The organism is Streptomyces sp. NPDC051207, from assembly GCF_040682395.1.
Classification (GTDB): Bacteria; Actinomycetota; Actinomycetes; order Streptomycetales; family Streptomycetaceae; genus Streptomyces.
In genome coordinates, this window is record NZ_JBFBAX010000004.1 from 276,713 (window position 1) to 291,429 (window position 14,717).

Sequence of the window (14,717 nt, forward strand, 5' to 3'; positions counted from 1 at the left end):
TCAGCCCCTCGCGCTCGCGTCGGCGCCGTCCGCGCCGACCTCCGGCCCACCGGCGTTCTCGACCACTTCGTCCCCCTCGGCCCCTCCGGCCACTTCAGCCACCCCCGTCACCCCGTCCGCATCGTCGCGTGCGTCCGGGTCGGCGGACGCGTCCGTACCCACGCTAGAGCCTTCGGTGTCCGCGAGGAGGTCCTTGAACGCCATCGCCACCGTCTCGGGGTACTCCATCATCGCCACGTGGCCCGCTTCGGGGAGCGTCAGCAGCCGGGAATCGCGGAAGGCGCGGGCGGCCCGCTGGGCCATGCGGAAGCCCACGAGCTGGTCCCGGCCGCCGTAGACGAGCAGCGTCGGGGCGAGGACCCGCTCGGCCTGGCGCCACAGCCCGTGCTGCCCGCCGAGGGTGTACGCGTTGACGATTCCGCGCGCGGAACGCGCCATCGCGTCCCAGAAGTACGGCAGCCTGATCCGCCGTTCCATCTCCTCCACGGCGTTGCGGAAGCCCTCCGGCGACACCCGCCCGGGATCGCCGTAGCAGAGCGCGAGAACGCCCCGCACCCGCTGCTCCGCCGTCCACTGCCGGGTGATCCGCGTGAACAGCGCGGCGACGCCGGGCAGCGCCAGCAGCCCGGTCGGCACGGCGCTGCGCTGGACGCGGATCTCCGGCAGCGCGGGCGAGACGAGCGTGAGGGTCCGTACGAGATCGGGCCGTACCGCGGCGACCCGGGTGGTGATCGCGCCGCCGAGCGAGTTGCCGAACAGGTGCACGGGGCCGCGTCCGGCCGCGTCGAGGTAGCGGATGACCGCGCGGGCGTGACCGGTGATCGAGTAGTCGCCGTCGTCCGGCGGCGGGGAGTCGCCGAAGCCCGGCAGGTCGAGGGCCTCGCAGTCGACCACGTCGGCCAGCAGCGGCATCAGCGTCGACCAGTTCAGCGAGGAACCGCCGAGCCCGTGGACGAACAGCGCGGGCGGCGCTCCCGTGCGCTCCGCCGGCCTCGAACGGATCGTCAGCGTGACCCCGGGCAGCTCGACCGACCTGAGCCGCTCACCCTCCGCGACCCTGACCGGCGACACCTTGGGGAGGACCTGGGGTGCCTGCACGGAAGGAGGGTCGGAGGGGAGATCGGTCGGAGACATGCGGCAATGTTACGAGACGATCACGTGCCGATTCACGTGTTGGCGGTCACAGAATCGGCAGGGTGGCGAGAACCCGGCCCGTCCGTGGGTACTCATCCGCACGGACCTCGGCGTGCGCAGCGCGTAACGCCCCGGACGCGGATCGCATGGTGTGCGGACCGGGTGTCTCCTAGGCTCGTGCAGAGGGCACCCGCGTGTGGCCCCTGCATTCCCAGGGACGTTCGTAAGAAAGGGAGCCCGTCATGGCTGTTGATCCCACCGACCCCGAGACCTTCGAGGACGGCGACGAGCAGGAAGTCGAGGAGTTCGGCGTGGAGGCCCCGGAGGTCGACGCGGCGGAGCAGCGCACGGACGTCACTCCGCACCGCGACGACCCGCTGACCGGCGTGAACCCGGACCGCGCCAACGAGGCCGACCTGGTCGAGCAGGCCCGGATCGTCGCGCTCGACGAGGACGACTACCGCTGAGCCGGGGCGCCGCGGGGAAGGCCGTGCCCTGCCCCTTCCGGGCTTGTTCGAAACGGTCCGCGCGGGTGTCGCCACCGTCCGGTACGTGAAATTCTGCGCTCGCACCGCGCACAGCACGGTTACCGAAAAGTACGATGGCGGCGCGGCGCACACCGCACATGGACGATCGAGTGGGAGGCGGCGTGACAGCCATCGAGCAGACAGAGGCGGTACGCCCGCGGGGCACGCGCCTGCCGCGTCGTGCCCGACGCAACCAGCTGCTGGGCGCCGCACAGGAAGTCTTCGTGGCGCAGGGCTACCACGCGGCCGCGATGGACGACATCGCCGAGCGCGCCGGTGTCAGCAAGCCGGTGCTCTACCAGCACTTCCCCGGCAAGCTCGACCTCTACCTCGCGCTGCTGGACCAGCACTGCGAGTCGCTGATCCAGTCCGTGCGGAACGCGCTCGCGTCGACGACCGACAACAAGCAGCGCGTGCGCGCGACGATGGACGCCTACTTCGCGTACGTCGAGGACGACGGTGGCGCGTTCCGCCTGGTCTTCGAGTCGGACCTGACGAACGAGCCCGCCGTGCGCGAGCGCGTGGACAAGGTGACGAACGAGTGCGCCGAGGCGATCTGCGACGTCATCGCCGAGGACACCGGCCTGTCGCGTGCCGAGTCGATGCTGCTCGCCTCCGGCCTGGGCGGGCTCGCGCAGGTGGTGGCCCGCTCGTGGCTGCACAGCGACCGCAGCGTGCCGCGCGACCAGGCGGTGCAGCTGCTCACGTCGCTGGCGTGGCGGGGCATCGCCGGTTTCCCGCTGCACGGCACCGACCAGCAGCACTGACCGGCGGCGGCCCGCCGGGCATTCCCGCCCGCTGTTCGCTCCTGGCGTTCTCGGCCGCAGCGTGTACGTCCCCTCACCGGGCTAATGTGTGCTGCGTACGGCGCGCAAGGTCGCGCACTTCACTGACCGTCGGAGGGACATAGCCGTGGAGGTCAAGATCGGCGTGCAGCACGCGCCGCGCGAGATCGTTCTGGAGAGCGGTCAGAGTGCCGAGGAGGTCGAGCGCGCGGTGTCCGAGGCGCTGGCCGGGAAGTCGCAGCTGCTGAGCCTCGTGGACGACCACGGCCGCAAGGTCCTGGTCCCGGCCGACCGCCTCGCGTACGTCGAGCTCGGTGAGCCGGCCCCGCGCAAGGTGGGCTTCGGCGCGCTGTAGTCAGCGCAGCAGGCATGAGGGCCCGGCGGTCGCGCAGACCGCCGGGCTCTTCGCCGTGCCAGCGGGCCCTCCACCGGGCCCGAACCCGGTGAGGGGCGGGCCCTCCACCGGCCCGGCTCTCACCGGGTTCTTCACCAATGGAGCACATCCCGCCGTGAAGGAGGGTTGAATTCCGCAGGTCAGGGGTAAGACGGGCGTGGACCGTTTTGGGCAGAGTCGGCCATGTGGGAGGGACCCCGACGTGATCCTGGAAGCGCTCGGCGCCGCAGTGCTCGGCCTCGTCCTCGCCTGGACGGTGGCGCACCGCCTGCCCCACCGGTTCCCGGCCCGCCCGCTCGTGCTGTCGACCGGTGTCGCCGGAGCCCTCTTCGGCGCCTTCCTCACGCACAGCGCGCTCGACGCCGGAGGCATCCTGCTGCCCCTCGTGGGATCGGTGGCCGTCTCGGCCGCTTCCCTGTCGCTGCTGCTGCGCCCCTCGGGAAGACTGCGCGGACGCTCGGCGACGGCCTGAGCGGACACCGCCCCACCGCGGACGCCTCCACCGCCACGGAATGACGGTTCTCAGGCAGCCAGCCCCAGCGCCGCCATCCGCTTCGTGTGCGCCTCGGTGATCCGGGAGAACATCCGCCCGACCTCGGCGAGGTCGAAACCGTCCGCGACGCCGCCCACGAGCATCGTCGACAGCGCGTCGCGCTCGGCGACCACCCGCTGCGACTGCGACAGGGCCTCGCCCATCAGCCGCCGGGCCCACAGCGCGAGCCGGCCCCCCACGCGCGGGTCCGCCTCGATCGCGGCACGCACCCGGTCGACGGCGAACCCGGCGTGGCCCGTGTCGTCGAGCACGGCCAGCACCAGCCGGCGCGAGTCGGAGTCGAGCCGGGCGGCGACCTCGCGGTAGAAGTCGCTGGCGATCGAGTCACCGACGTACGCCTTGACGAGCCCCTCCAGCCAGTCCGAGGGCGCCGTCTGCTTGTGGAAGCTCTCCAGTGCCGTGACGAACGGCTCCATCGCGCGGGTGGGCTCCTCGCCGATCTCCGTGAGCCGGTCACGCAGCCGCTCGAAGTGGTGGAACTCCGCCGACGCCATCTTCGCCAGCTCGGCCTTGTCCTCCAGGGTCGGCGCCAGCTTGGCGTCCTCCGCGAGCCGCTCGAACGCCGCCAGCTCCCCGTACGCGAGCGCGCCGAGCAGGTCCACGATCGCGGCGCGGTACTGCGGGTCGGCTGAGGCCGTCGCCCAGTCCTCGGCGGCGACTCCGGTGGGTGCGGCGGACGCGTCGGAGGCGTTGTCAGGGGTCGTCATGAAGCGCACAATAGCCCGCTCTCCGGCCCCTGGAAGTCCCTGGTCAACCAGTGTGACGACGACTACGTGACCAAATCGGCCATGGCGTGTGCGGGAATCCGGGGTATGGTGGTAATGCGCCTGCCGAGTACTCAGTGGCATTCAGAGGCATCTCGACGGGGCGCACGCATGAGGATGCCCGGTCGGTGGCCCGATCGGCTCCGACCCGACAGCCTTCCGTGGCCGTACGCCCCAGTGCGCACGACGACCGGAGGGACACCTCAGCGGTACGAGCGCTAGAGCGTCAGCAGTGGTCCCGTGCCTACGGCCCGACCGTACGGCGGCCGACGACCTGGCACGGTCCGACACGACCCCCGCGCTCGCCTCGCACCGCGCACACAGAAGAGGCAGCACCCTGACTACGACGTTCCGAGAGCTCGGGATTCTCCCCGAGACCGCCGAGGCCCTTGAAGCAGTCGGCATCGTCACCCCGTTCCCCATCCAGGAGATGACCCTCCCCGTCGCCCTCTCCGGCACGGACGTCATCGGCCAGGCCAAGACCGGCACCGGCAAGACGCTGGGCTTCGGCCTCCCGCTCCTGGAGCGCGTCACCGTCCCCGCCGACGTCGAGGCCGGCCGCGCCAAGCCCGAGGACCTGACCGAGGCCCCGCAGGCGCTCGTCGTCGTCCCCACGCGCGAGCTGTGCACGCAGGTCACCAACGACCTGCTGACCGCGGGCAAGGTACGCAACGTCCGCGTCCTCGCCATCTACGGCGGCCGGGCCTACGAGCCCCAGGTCGAGGCCCTGAAGAAGGGCGTCGACGTGGTCGTCGGCACCCCGGGGCGGCTGCTCGACCTCGCCGGGCAGAAGAAGCTGAACCTGAACCACGTCAAGTCCCTCGTCCTCGACGAGGCCGACGAGATGCTCGACCTGGGCTTCCTGCCCGACGTCGAGAAGATCATCAACATGCTGCCGGCCCGGCGCCAGACCATGCTGTTCTCGGCGACCATGCCGGGCGCGGTCATCGGTCTCGCCCGCCGCTACATGTCGCAGCCCACGCACATCCGCGCCACCGCGCCGGACGACGAGGGCGCGACGGTGGCGAACACCACGCAGTTCGTCTACCGAGCGCACAACATGGACAAGCCGGAGATGGTCGCCCGCATCCTCCAGGCCGAGGGCCGTGGGCTGGCGATGGTCTTCTGCCGTACGAAGCGGACGGCCGCCGATCTCGCCGACCAGCTGAAGCAGCGCGGTTTCGCCTCCGGCGCGGTCCACGGCGACCTCGGCCAGGGCGCCCGCGAGCAGGCGCTGCGCGCCTTCCGCAACGGCAAGGTGGACGTGCTGGTCTGCACCGACGTCGCCGCCCGCGGCATCGACGTCGAGGGCGTGACCCACGTCATCAACTACCAGTCGCCGGAGGAGGAGAAGACGTACCTGCACCGCATCGGCCGGACCGGCCGCGCGGGCGCGAAGGGTACGGCGATCACCCTCGTCGACTGGGACGACATCCCGCGCTGGCAGCTGATCAACAAGGCGCTCGACCTGGGCTTCGCCGACCCGCCGGAGACGTACTCCACCTCCCCGCACCTGTTCGCCGACCTCGGCATCCCCGAGGGCACCAAGGGCGTCCTGCCGCGCTCGGAGCGTACGCGCGCCGGGCTCGAAGCGGAGGAGCTGGAGGACCTGGGCGAACCGGGTGGCCGCGGAGCGCGCGGGCGCGGTGCGCGGGGTGGCGGCCGGTCCGACTCCAGGACCGAGTCCCGCCCCGCCGAGCGGGAGCGCGCGGAGCGCACGCCGCGTCGCCGTCGCCGGATGCGCGGCGGGGCCCCGCTGGACGAGGCCGCGTCGACGGGTACGGCTCCGGCCGAGTCCCCGGTGACCGACGCCGTCGCCGCCCCGGACGACGCCACGGCCACACGTACGCCACGCCGTCGCCGCCGGATGCGCGGCGGGGTTCCGGCGGAGCAGGCGCCGGCCACCGAGCAGACGGCCCCTGAGCCGACGGCCGCCGAGGCCGCCGTGGCCACGGCCGAGGGCACGACGGCCGATGCCGCCGAGGCCCCGGAGAAGCCCCGTCGCCGCCGTACGCGGAAGTCCGCGTCGGCGCCGGAAGCGGTGACGCCCGCCGAGGCGGACGTGACCGCCACACCGGCCACCGAGTCCGCCCCGGTGGCGGAGGCCGCCCCGGTCGCGGAGGCCCCGGCCACCAAGCCGCGCCGCCGCACCCGCAAGGCCGCCACGACCGCCCAGAGCGCCGAGACGGCGCTCGACACGGCCGAGGGCGCCACCGCAGCGGCCGAGGCCCAGGAGCCGACGGAGCCGAAGCCGCGCCGCACGCGCAAGGCTGCGGCCACCGCCGAGGCCGCGACCGACACCGCCGAGGGCACGGAGGCCAAGCCGAAGACCCGCCGCACCCGCAAGACGGCCGAGCCGGCCGTCGCCACGGAGGTGACGGAGGCGGCACAGGCGGCCGAGGCCACCGAGCCGACCGCGCCGCGCCGCCGCACCCGCAAGACGGCGGCCACGGCAGAAGCCACCGAGGGCGCCGAGGCCACGGAGACCAAGCCGCGCCGCACGCGCAAGGCTGCGGCCACCGCCGAGACGGCAGTCGACCCCGCCGAGGGCACGGAGGCCAAGCCGAAGGCGCGCCGGACCCGCAAGGCCGCCGAGCCGGCCGAGGCCGGTCAGACCGTCGGCATCCCGGCGCAGGCCGCGCAGGAGGCCACGGCGCCGCGCCGCCGCACCCGCAAGGCCGTGACGGCGGCTCCCGCCGAGGCGGCCGACGACACCGCGGAGGCGAAGCCGAGGGTGCGTCGCACCCGCAAGGCCACGGCGGCCGCCCAGCACGCGGAGAGCTGACAGCCCGCTGAGACGGACGGCCCGGCCCCACATCGCGTGGGGCCGGGCCGCTGCCGTTCACCCGCCCGGACACCGCTGCCTGGTCACCCCCGGCGCCGTGCCGTCCCGGGCGCCCGGGACGGTGCCGCCCAGCCGGCGTCCGGCATGTCCCGCTCCGGGGTGGCCTCGGTGGCGGCCGACCCCGCCTGAGCCGGAGGCCCGCCGCCCTGCCGGCGACAGACCCGCCGCGCCACGCCCCCACCCCACCGACCGCCGCCCCATCCCCCAGCCGGCCCGCCACGCCACCGCCCCACACCCAGCCCTCCGCACAGGCCGCCGCCCCCTCACCCCCCACCCGATACCCTCCCCCCGTGAGCAAGAACGCCTCCTTCCAGCGGCCCCCCGGTGCTCGTGCCTACGCGCTGCGTACCGCGCGTGGTGAGTTCGCCGTCGTCGACTCGCCCGTGGCCGACGGCGTCGAGGCGAGGGGTGTCGCGCTGATGCTGCCCGGGTTCACCGGCAGCAAGGAGGACTTCACGCTGCTGCACGAGCCGCTCGCGGCACGCGGGTACCGGACCGTCGCCGTGGACGGGCGCGGGCAGTTCGAGTCGGACGGCCCCGCCGAGGACCAGTCGGCCTACGCGCAGGAGGAACTCGCGCGGGACGTCCTCGCGCAGGCCGCCGCCCTCGGCACCCGGGTGCATCTCGTCGGGCACTCCCTCGGCGGGCAGATCGCCCGTGCCGCCGTGCTGCTGGACCACTCCCCGTTCCGTTCGCTCACCCTGATGTCCTCGGGCCCGGGGCGGATCTCCGACAGCCAGCGGGAGCGCGTGAAGCTGCTGCGGGACGCGCTCGGCGTGATGGCGATGGACGAGGTGTGGATCGCGATTCAGGCCATGGGCCCGCCCGAGGAGATCGGCGGCCCGGTCCGCGGCCCCGGCAAGCAGGCCGAGCTCCGCCGCCGCTGGCTGGGCACCAAGCCGGCCCAGCTCCTCGCCACGGGCGGTCAGTTGTGCGTGGAGCCGGACCGCGTGGCGGAACTCGCCGCCGTACCGCTGCCGTTCCACGTGGTGTCCGGCGCGTACGACGACACCTGGCCGGTGCCGGAGCTGGACGACATGGCCCGGCGGCTGGGCGCCCGCCGCACGGTCGTCGCGGGTGCCGAGCACTCCCCCAACACCGACCGGCCTCTGCCGACGGCCCGCGCCCTCGCCGACTTCTGGGACAGCACCGGGGGGTAGCAGCCGAGCCGGTCCGGACGACGGCAGGGCTAGTACTGCGTCTGCAAGTGGTCCCAGAACCCGTCCCGCAGCGCGCGCCGCAGGTCCGCCTGGCCGCGCAGGGAGTACTGGAGCAGGCCTTCCGCCTCCACCAGCAGGTCCTGGTCGACCGATCCGGGCAGATAGGGGTGGCCCGGCAGCAGTTCGATCAGCGCTTCCCTGCCCCGCGCCACGAGCCACTTCGCCGCGATCTGCGCGCCGACGAAGCGGACGTCGTCGCGGGTGGGCCGGGCGGCGGTCGCCTCGTAGGCCTGGGCCGTGCGCCGGGACACGTACGGCTTGAAGAAGTCGAGGTCGAAGGTGCGCTGGCTGTCGACCTCCCACAACAGGGGTTCGGCCTGGTTGCGGCCCTCCGGGGCCTCGATGCCCCAGAGGTGGACCCGGGCGCCGTAGCCCTGCGCCGCCTCCACCGCCGAGACGAGGTCCTCGTCGCCGCCGAGGAGCGCCGCGTCGCTGATGGCGCGGTGCCGGGCGAGTGACTCCAGGTCGGAGCGGATGAGGGAGTCGACGCCCTTTTGCTGGTTGTTGGCGTTGAGGTTGCCGAGGCGGACCTTGACGTCGGGCAGCTCGGCGATGGACTGCTGTTCCGCGGTGTGGATGCGGCGTCGCGCGCCGTCGTACCAGTAGACGCGCAGCAGCCGGCTGTCCGCGAAGATCGTGCGGGCGCGGTCGATGAGCGCCTCGATGAGGCCCTCGGCGTCGAGGTCGAAGGCCCGCCGGTCCTCGGTGCCGGCGACCAGCCGGCCCGCGGCCGCGTACAGGTACCCCGCGTCGACGAAGATCGCATGGGTCGAGGGCGTCTTGGCCACCTCGGCGAGCATGCGCTGGAGCAGCTCGTTCGTGCGGTCGATGCGGGCGGTGAGGGCCGCGTGGTCTTCGTTCATCGCCTCTATTGTCCCGATGGTCACGCTGCGAACACAACTGGTCCCGTTCAGTCCCGTCCCGCTGCTGCGTTAGTCATGACCGATCTACTTACCGGAGAGTAATTAGCCGTTCGAAAAATTTCTTTAGCGTAGGGAATGTTTGTAACACGCATCGCGTTGACTACGACGGAACACGGGGCACTCCTGCACCGTGGCCGCCACCAGTAGTTCTCCTTCAGGAGGATGACCAGACGAAGGGAGAAGCCCTTGCGCTTCGAAATCATGCGTCTCGACGACGTCGACGGGACCCCCGTGGACACGACGGTCGTGGACGCCGCCTCCGTCAACCGTATCGTTCAGCAGGCCGCAGCCATCGGGCAGCGACTGTGGATCCGCCCGGCCGAAGCCTCGGCCTCATAGGCGGCTGGAACGCCTCTGCATACGCTTGGGAGCCCCGGTACGGACACGCCGTGCCGGGGCTTTGCCCATGCCCGGCCGGGTGTCAGGCCGTCTGGATCACCTGGGTGACGCCGTTGATGATCTGCTGCACGGCGATCGCGGACAGCATCATGCCCGCCAGACGGGTCACCAGGACCACGCCGCCGTCCTTGATGACACGGATGATCACCAGCGAATAGCGCATCACCAGCCACAGCACGACATGGATGGCGAGGATCGCCGACCACACCGACACCTGCGTGGCGGCGCTGTCGGCCTTCTGCACGGCGAGGATGACGGACACGATCGCCCCGGGCCCGGCCAGCAGCGGCATGCCCAGCGGTACGAGCGCGACGTTGACGTCCTTGGTCTGCTTCGGCTCGTCCGTCTTGCCGGTGAGCAGGTCGAGCGCGATGAGCAGGAGCAGCAGCCCGCCGGCGATCATCAGCGCCGGGACGGACACGTGCAGGTAGGCGAGGATCTGGTGCCCGAGCAGCCCGAAGACGGTGATCACGCCGGCCGCCACGCAGACGGCCTGGAACGCCATCCGCTTCTGCGTCCGGGCGGGCCTGCCGCCGGTCAGCGCGAGGAAGATCGGGGTGATCCCGGGGGGATCCATGATGACGAAAAGGGTCAGAAAGAGAGAGCCGAAGACGGCGACGTCGAACATCGGTGAGGGCCTTGCCGGAAGTGAGCGGGAGGGAGTGGGAGCGGGGCAGCGCCTCAGGCTCCGCCGGTCCCCGGGACCGGGAAGGCTCCGGTCGCGCGTCGCGTGATCTCCCCGTAGACCTCGGGGTCGGTCGTGTACTCGCCGAGTACGCACGTCTTGCGGCTGCCGTGGTAGTCGCTGGACCCCGTCACCAGCAGGCCCAGCTCCTTGGCGAGGCCGCGCAGCCGCGCCCGGGCGTCCGCGTCGTGGTCCATGTGGTCGACCTCGATGCCGTCGAGCCCCGCGGCGGCCATCCCGGCGATCGCGGACTCCGGCACCGTACGGCCCCGCTTGGCGGCGGCCGGGTGGGCGAACACGGCGACTCCGCCCGCGCCCTTGATCAGCCGGATCGCCTCGAAGGGGTCGGTCTCGTGCTTCTCCACGAAGGCCCGCCCGCCGTCCGCCAGCCACTCGGGAGTGAAGGCGTCGCCCACGGTCGGCACGACGCCCAGCTCGACCAGTGCGGACGCGACGTGCGGCCGTCCGACGGAGCCGTCCCCGGCGATCCGGGACACCTGCTCCCAGGTGACGGGCACGCCCAGCGCGTTGAGCTTGGCGATCATGCCCTTGGCGCGTGGCACCCGGTCGTCCCTGACCAGCTCGCGCTCGGCGAGCAGCGCGGGCTCCTCGGGGTCGAAGAGGTAGGCCAGCATGTGCATGCTGATGCCGTCGACACGGCAGGACAGCTCGGCGCCCGTGACGAGGGTGAGCCCCTCCGGCAGTGCGGCGAGCGCCTCGGCGTGGCCGCGCGTGGTGTCGTGGTCCGTCAACGCGATGACGTCCAGACCCGCCGCGGCGGCCGTGCGGACCAGCTCGGCGGGGCTGTCCGTGCCGTCGGAGGCGGTGGAGTGGCTGTGCAGATCGATGCGCACGACGCTGACTCCAGGCGGTGACGGGACGGACGGGGACGCTCAAAGGATAACCGGGATCCGGACACACCTGTCACACCCGTACACCCCTGGCGCCCCCTACACATCCTCCACGGGGGCCGGTCAGCGGGTGTCAGGCCTCCAGCAGCCGGGGCGACAGCGCGCCGCACGGCACGAGCTCCACCTCGGCCCCGGCCTCGCGCAGGTCGGCGAGGACCAGCTCGTCGTACATCAGCAGGCCCGACTGCTCGGGCCACACGACCGCCCAGAGCCACAGGCCGAGCGCCTCGCCCGCGAAGACGGCGCGATCGGCCGGCGTGCCGGAGACGTGCCACAGCGGGGTGGGGCGTCCGGCGGCCAGCACCTTGGCCTCGGCGGGCTTCTCGACGTTCATGCCGGGGCCCGGGTCCGGGCCGTCGATGCCGGCGTACCGCGCGCCGAGGCCGACGCCGAGCTCCTCGGCGACCAGGACCATCTCGCCCATCCCGCCGAGCGGGCCGGGCCCGGTGCACGCCACCGCGGTGGCCCGGCCGCCGCTGCGGTCGTCACCGGCACAGGCGACGCCCGTGAACAGCCAGCCGACCGGCAGCGGCCACGGCATCCACACCGGGACCTGCGCACGGCGCACGACGACGTTGAGGGCGTCGACACTGGGCGGGATCACCGGCTGCAGCGGGTGCACGTCGCCATGGACATCGCACTGCCACGAATCGGCGAAGAGACCGGGAGCCCTGACCCGGCCACCGCACTTCGGGCAACTGGGTTCGCCCCTCATAGAGCCCCACGGTCCTACCCCTGCCCCGTCACGTCAAGGACGATCACCCGTCCGGGGGGCGACGGGCCCCACGAGTGCCGTGACGGACGCCCGGCGGGCGCGGGGTGAGTTTCCTCACGCCCCGTCACGCGCCCCGTCAGTCGAGCGGGACGGACCTGCGGGCCGGGTCGCGCAGGTCCGTCTTGTGCGCCAGCCAGCGCTCCTGGAGCGCCTGGGCGCCCTGGACCCGCTTCCAGGCGGCCTCGTTCGGCGTCATCGGCAGCAACGGCAGGAACCGCACGGGGTCGAGCGGCGCGTCCAGCTCCAGGTCCTCGACCAGGCCGCCCGGCTCGGCCACCAGCACCGAGGTGAACGGGGCGCCGGGCCACAGGGGTTCACCGACGTCCAGCGAGGCGCCGGGGGCCACGACGACTCCCTCGACCTGCGGGGACGCGGCGAGCACGGCGAGCGGGCGGAGCACCTTGTCGGTGTCGGCGGCGCCGGCCCGCACCGACAGGACCAGTTCGGCGCGGGGGCCCTGCACGGGGTCGGCGACCACGGCCGTGGGGTCGGTCATGGGGTGCGCGGACATGCCGAGCGTGGCGTAGCGGACGACGTCCCCCTCGGTGAAGCGCGGCACTTCGATGCGGTCGGTGCCGAGGAAGGTGACTGCCGCGCGCGCGTCGGGCTCGCCCAGGGCAGTGCGCAACCGGGCCTCGACAAGAGGAAGAACATCAGCCATGCGGCGAGCATAGAACTCGTCCAGGCCGGGCCAAGCGGCACCTTGACAGGCTGGTCGGCTGCTACTCTTGCCCGGTGTCGGGGCAGCACGCAGAAGCGTCGCGTATCCAGTCCCGACGCCGATGAGACTCCCCAGGGAGTGCGATCGTCCCTCAAGAGGGACCGGCCGGAGGAGGTGGGGCTGTCATGGATCGAAGTCGACCGTGCAGTACTACCCGCTCTTCCGACCGCTGACGCAGCTGCTCTGCTTCAGCCGGCTGCCTGCCACCTCGCATTCGTGCCCACGGAAGAGCACTTCGTTTCGTTGTGCCTGATCTGTCTGATCCACATCAGTACCTGAATCAGTAGCGAAACCCGCCACCGCGACGGTGCGGTGCTCCCCGCTTTGTGGACGTGCCAAACCCTCCGCAGCCAGGACGTCCCCATTCCGGGCAGTTCCACCCGTCGTCGGCGCCTTTCGTTGCCCGCCTGCGAAGGAGCCCGCTCATGTCGATGATCCGCGACCTGCGCGCCGTTGTCCGTCCGTCCCGTGTGTCGCTGCGCAAGGACGGCGGGACCTACGACACGACACGGGACCCCGCGTCGCCGTCCGCCGTCGTCGACTGCGCCGTCTACCGCGACGGCCGGCGCGTCCCGGCCGAGTCGCCGCTCAGCCCGCCCGAGGCGATGCGCCAGGTGCGCCGCGACGGAGGCTTCGTGTGGATCGGCCTGCACGAGCCGACCGAGGAGGAATTCGCCGGTATCGCGGGCGAGTTCGGGCTGCACCCGCTGGCCGTGGAGGACGCCGTCCAGGCCCACCAGCGGCCCAAGCTGGAGCGCTACGACGACTCCCTGTTCACGGTCTTCAAGACGATCCACTACGTCGAGCACGACCAGCTCGACGCCAACAGCGAGGTCGTGGAGACCGGTGAGGTGATGTGCTTCACCGGCCGGGACTTCTTCATCACCGTCCGGCACGGCGGACAGGGCTCGCTGCGGGCGCTGCGGCACCGGCTGCAGGACGACCCCGAGCTGCTGATGAAGGGGCCCTCGGCGGTGCTGCACGCCATCGCCGACCATGTGGTCGACGGCTACATCGCGGTCGCCGACGCGGTGCAGGACGACATCGACGAGGTCGAGACCGAGGTGTTCTCGCCGGGCCGCAAGGGCACCCCGCGCGGCACCGACGCCGGCCGGATCTACCAGCTCAAGCGCGAGGTGCTGGAGTTCAAGCGCGCCGTGTCGCCCCTGATGCGCCCCATGCAGCTGCTGAGCGAGCGGCCGATGCGGCTGATCGACCCGGACATCCAGAAGTACTTCCGGGACGTCGCCGACCACCTCGCGCGCGTGCAGGAGCAGGTCATCGGCTTCGACGAACTGCTCAACTCCATCCTCCAGGCCAACCTCGCCCAGGCGTCCGTCGCGCAGAACGAGGACATGCGCAAGATCACCTCGTGGGCCGCGATCATCGCCGTACCGACCATGGTGTGCGGCGTCTACGGCATGAACTTCGACCACATGCCCGAGCTGCGCTGGAAGTACGGCTATCCGCTGGTCCTGGGGTTCACGGTGGCCATCTGTCTGGGCATCCACCGCACGCTCAAGCGCAACGGCTGGCTCTGACGGGCCCTCGATAGGCTGGGCGCATGACAAGGCAACTGCTCGACCGGGCCCTCGTCGAGGAGGCCACGAAGAAGTCCGGCCTCATCTGGGTCAAGGCCCCCGGCGTCCCGGACCGCGCGCTGTGGCACGTGTGGCACGAGGGCGCGGCGTGCCTCGTCGGCGACGGGCCCGGGGAGCAGCCGCTCGACGGGCTGACCGACGGCGTCCCGGCCGAGGTCACGGTGCGCAGCAAGGACAAGGGCGGCCGGCTCGTCATCTGGACGGCCCGCGTCGCCGAGCTGCGCCCCGGTTCCGAGGCGTGGCAGGCGGCGGTCGCCGAGCTGAAGGGCAAGCGGCTCAACGCCCCCGACGGCGAGGCCGTGCCGGAGCGCTGGGCGCGCGAGTGCCGTGTCGTGCGCCTGGAGCCGACCGGGGACGTCGCGCCGCTGCCGGACGGTCCGCTGGCCGAGGCGCCGCTGCCGACGCCCGCCACGACCCGGGAGCCGATTCCGGCGGGGCTGCCCCGGCTGCTGCTGAAGCGGCGCAAGCGGAAGTAGCGTG

At 72.4% G+C, this 14,717-nt stretch carries 16 protein-coding genes; 9 read left to right on the forward strand and 7 right to left on the reverse strand.

Going from position 1 to position 14,717, the window contains the following annotated elements:
- Positions 1-1,134, reverse strand: coding sequence for an alpha/beta hydrolase (locus tag AB0M97_RS06460; protein ID WP_365959591.1), 1,134 nt, complete (start codon positions 1,132-1,134; stop codon positions 1-3).
- 242 nt (positions 1,135-1,376) lie between these two features.
- On the opposite strand from AB0M97_RS06460, the gene AB0M97_RS06465 reads away from it, so the two are divergent.
- From AB0M97_RS06465 to AB0M97_RS06480, 4 genes are all read left to right on the forward strand, one after another.
- Positions 1,377-1,601, forward strand: coding sequence for a hypothetical protein (locus AB0M97_RS06465; RefSeq protein ID WP_365959592.1), 225 nt, complete (start codon positions 1,377-1,379; stop codon positions 1,599-1,601).
- A 182-nt stretch (positions 1,602-1,783) separates the two neighbouring features.
- A complete protein-coding gene (locus AB0M97_RS06470) occupies positions 1,784-2,428 on the forward strand; it encodes a TetR/AcrR family transcriptional regulator (RefSeq protein WP_365959593.1) in 645 nt (214 codons plus the stop codon).
- Positions 2,429-2,573: 145 nt separating this feature from the next.
- Positions 2,574-2,801 carry a DUF3107 domain-containing protein gene (locus AB0M97_RS06475; RefSeq protein ID WP_365959594.1) on the forward strand — a complete coding sequence of 76 codons (228 nt, stop codon included), beginning with the start codon at positions 2,574-2,576 and terminating at the stop codon, positions 2,799-2,801.
- A gap of 241 nt (positions 2,802-3,042) precedes the next feature.
- A complete protein-coding gene (locus tag AB0M97_RS06480) occupies positions 3,043-3,312 on the forward strand; it encodes a hypothetical protein (RefSeq protein ID WP_365959595.1) in 270 nt (89 codons plus the stop codon).
- 50 nt (positions 3,313-3,362) lie between these two features.
- On the opposite strand, the gene AB0M97_RS06485 is transcribed toward AB0M97_RS06480, so the two are convergent.
- Positions 3,363-4,100, reverse strand: coding sequence for a ferritin-like fold-containing protein (locus AB0M97_RS06485; protein ID WP_365959596.1), 738 nt, complete (start codon positions 4,098-4,100; stop codon positions 3,363-3,365).
- A 487-nt stretch (positions 4,101-4,587) separates the two neighbouring features.
- Between AB0M97_RS06485 and AB0M97_RS06490 the strand changes: the two genes are divergently transcribed.
- Positions 4,588-6,942, forward strand: a complete 2,355-nt coding sequence (locus AB0M97_RS06490) for a DEAD/DEAH box helicase (protein WP_365959597.1) — start codon at positions 4,588-4,590, stop codon at positions 6,940-6,942.
- Between the two features lie 350 nt (positions 6,943-7,292).
- Entirely contained in the window at positions 7,293-8,162 is an 870-nt protein-coding gene (locus AB0M97_RS06495) for an alpha/beta hydrolase (RefSeq protein WP_365959598.1), read from the forward strand.
- Between the two features lie 29 nt (positions 8,163-8,191).
- Here the strand turns inward: AB0M97_RS06495 and AB0M97_RS06500 are convergent, their stop codons facing one another.
- Positions 8,192-9,085, reverse strand: a complete 894-nt coding sequence (locus AB0M97_RS06500; RefSeq protein ID WP_365959599.1) for an NYN domain-containing protein — start codon at positions 9,083-9,085, stop codon at positions 8,192-8,194.
- A gap of 246 nt (positions 9,086-9,331) precedes the next feature.
- Between AB0M97_RS06500 and AB0M97_RS06505 the strand changes: the two genes are divergently transcribed.
- Positions 9,332-9,484: a hypothetical protein gene (locus AB0M97_RS06505; RefSeq protein WP_110630288.1), complete on the forward strand. Its 153-nt coding sequence runs from the start codon at positions 9,332-9,334 to the stop codon at positions 9,482-9,484.
- An 82-nt stretch (positions 9,485-9,566) separates the two neighbouring features.
- Here the strand turns inward: AB0M97_RS06505 and AB0M97_RS06510 are convergent, their stop codons facing one another.
- The 4 genes from AB0M97_RS06510 to AB0M97_RS06525 form a co-directional block, all read right to left on the reverse strand.
- Positions 9,567-10,172: a MarC family protein gene (locus AB0M97_RS06510; protein WP_365959600.1), complete on the reverse strand. Its 606-nt coding sequence runs from the start codon at positions 10,170-10,172 to the stop codon at positions 9,567-9,569.
- Between the two features lie 53 nt (positions 10,173-10,225).
- Positions 10,226-11,083, reverse strand: a complete 858-nt coding sequence (locus tag AB0M97_RS06515; RefSeq protein WP_365959601.1) for a PHP domain-containing protein — start codon at positions 11,081-11,083, stop codon at positions 10,226-10,228.
- Between the two features lie 130 nt (positions 11,084-11,213).
- Complete coding sequence (locus tag AB0M97_RS06520) at positions 11,214-11,855, reverse strand: DUF6758 family protein (RefSeq protein WP_365959602.1); 642 nt, start codon at positions 11,853-11,855, stop codon at positions 11,214-11,216.
- Positions 11,856-11,991: 136 nt separating this feature from the next.
- Entirely contained in the window at positions 11,992-12,576 is a 585-nt protein-coding gene (locus tag AB0M97_RS06525) for a suppressor of fused domain protein (protein WP_365959603.1), read from the reverse strand.
- 485 nt (positions 12,577-13,061) lie between these two features.
- Between AB0M97_RS06525 and AB0M97_RS06530 the strand changes: the two genes are divergently transcribed.
- Together AB0M97_RS06530 and AB0M97_RS06535 are read left to right on the forward strand one after the other, a co-directional pair.
- Entirely contained in the window at positions 13,062-14,177 is a 1,116-nt protein-coding gene (locus AB0M97_RS06530; RefSeq protein ID WP_365959604.1) for a magnesium and cobalt transport protein CorA, read from the forward strand.
- A 23-nt stretch (positions 14,178-14,200) separates the two neighbouring features.
- On the forward strand, positions 14,201-14,713 hold the full coding sequence (locus tag AB0M97_RS06535) for a hypothetical protein (protein ID WP_365959605.1): 513 nt from the start codon (positions 14,201-14,203) through the stop codon (positions 14,711-14,713).
- Positions 14,714-14,717: the final 4 nt, after the last annotated feature.

Bases quoted from the DNA above. Each gene is read 5' to 3' on its own strand.
- AB0M97_RS06460 (WP_365959591.1), bottom strand. From the start codon at position 1,134: ATGTCTCCGACCGATCTCCCCTCCGACCCTCCTTCCGTGCAGGCACCC.
- AB0M97_RS06465 (WP_365959592.1), top strand. From the start codon at position 1,377: ATGGCTGTTGATCCCACCGACCCCGAGACCTTCGAGGACGGCGACGAG.
- AB0M97_RS06485 (WP_365959596.1), bottom strand. From the start codon at position 4,100: ATGACGACCCCTGACAACGCCTCCGACGCGTCCGCCGCACCCACCGGA.
- AB0M97_RS06490 (WP_365959597.1), top strand. From the start codon at position 4,588: ATGACCCTCCCCGTCGCCCTCTCCGGCACGGACGTCATCGGCCAGGCC.
- AB0M97_RS06500 (WP_365959599.1), bottom strand. From the start codon at position 9,085: ATGAACGAAGACCACGCGGCCCTCACCGCCCGCATCGACCGCACGAAC.
- AB0M97_RS06510 (WP_365959600.1), bottom strand. From the start codon at position 10,172: ATGTTCGACGTCGCCGTCTTCGGCTCTCTCTTTCTGACCCTTTTCGTC.
- AB0M97_RS06520 (WP_365959602.1), bottom strand. From the start codon at position 11,855: ATGAGGGGCGAACCCAGTTGCCCGAAGTGCGGTGGCCGGGTCAGGGCT.
- AB0M97_RS06525 (WP_365959603.1), bottom strand. From the start codon at position 12,576: ATGGCTGATGTTCTTCCTCTTGTCGAGGCCCGGTTGCGCACTGCCCTG.
- AB0M97_RS06530 (WP_365959604.1), top strand. From the start codon at position 13,062: ATGTCGATGATCCGCGACCTGCGCGCCGTTGTCCGTCCGTCCCGTGTG.
- AB0M97_RS06535 (WP_365959605.1), top strand. From the start codon at position 14,201: ATGACAAGGCAACTGCTCGACCGGGCCCTCGTCGAGGAGGCCACGAAG.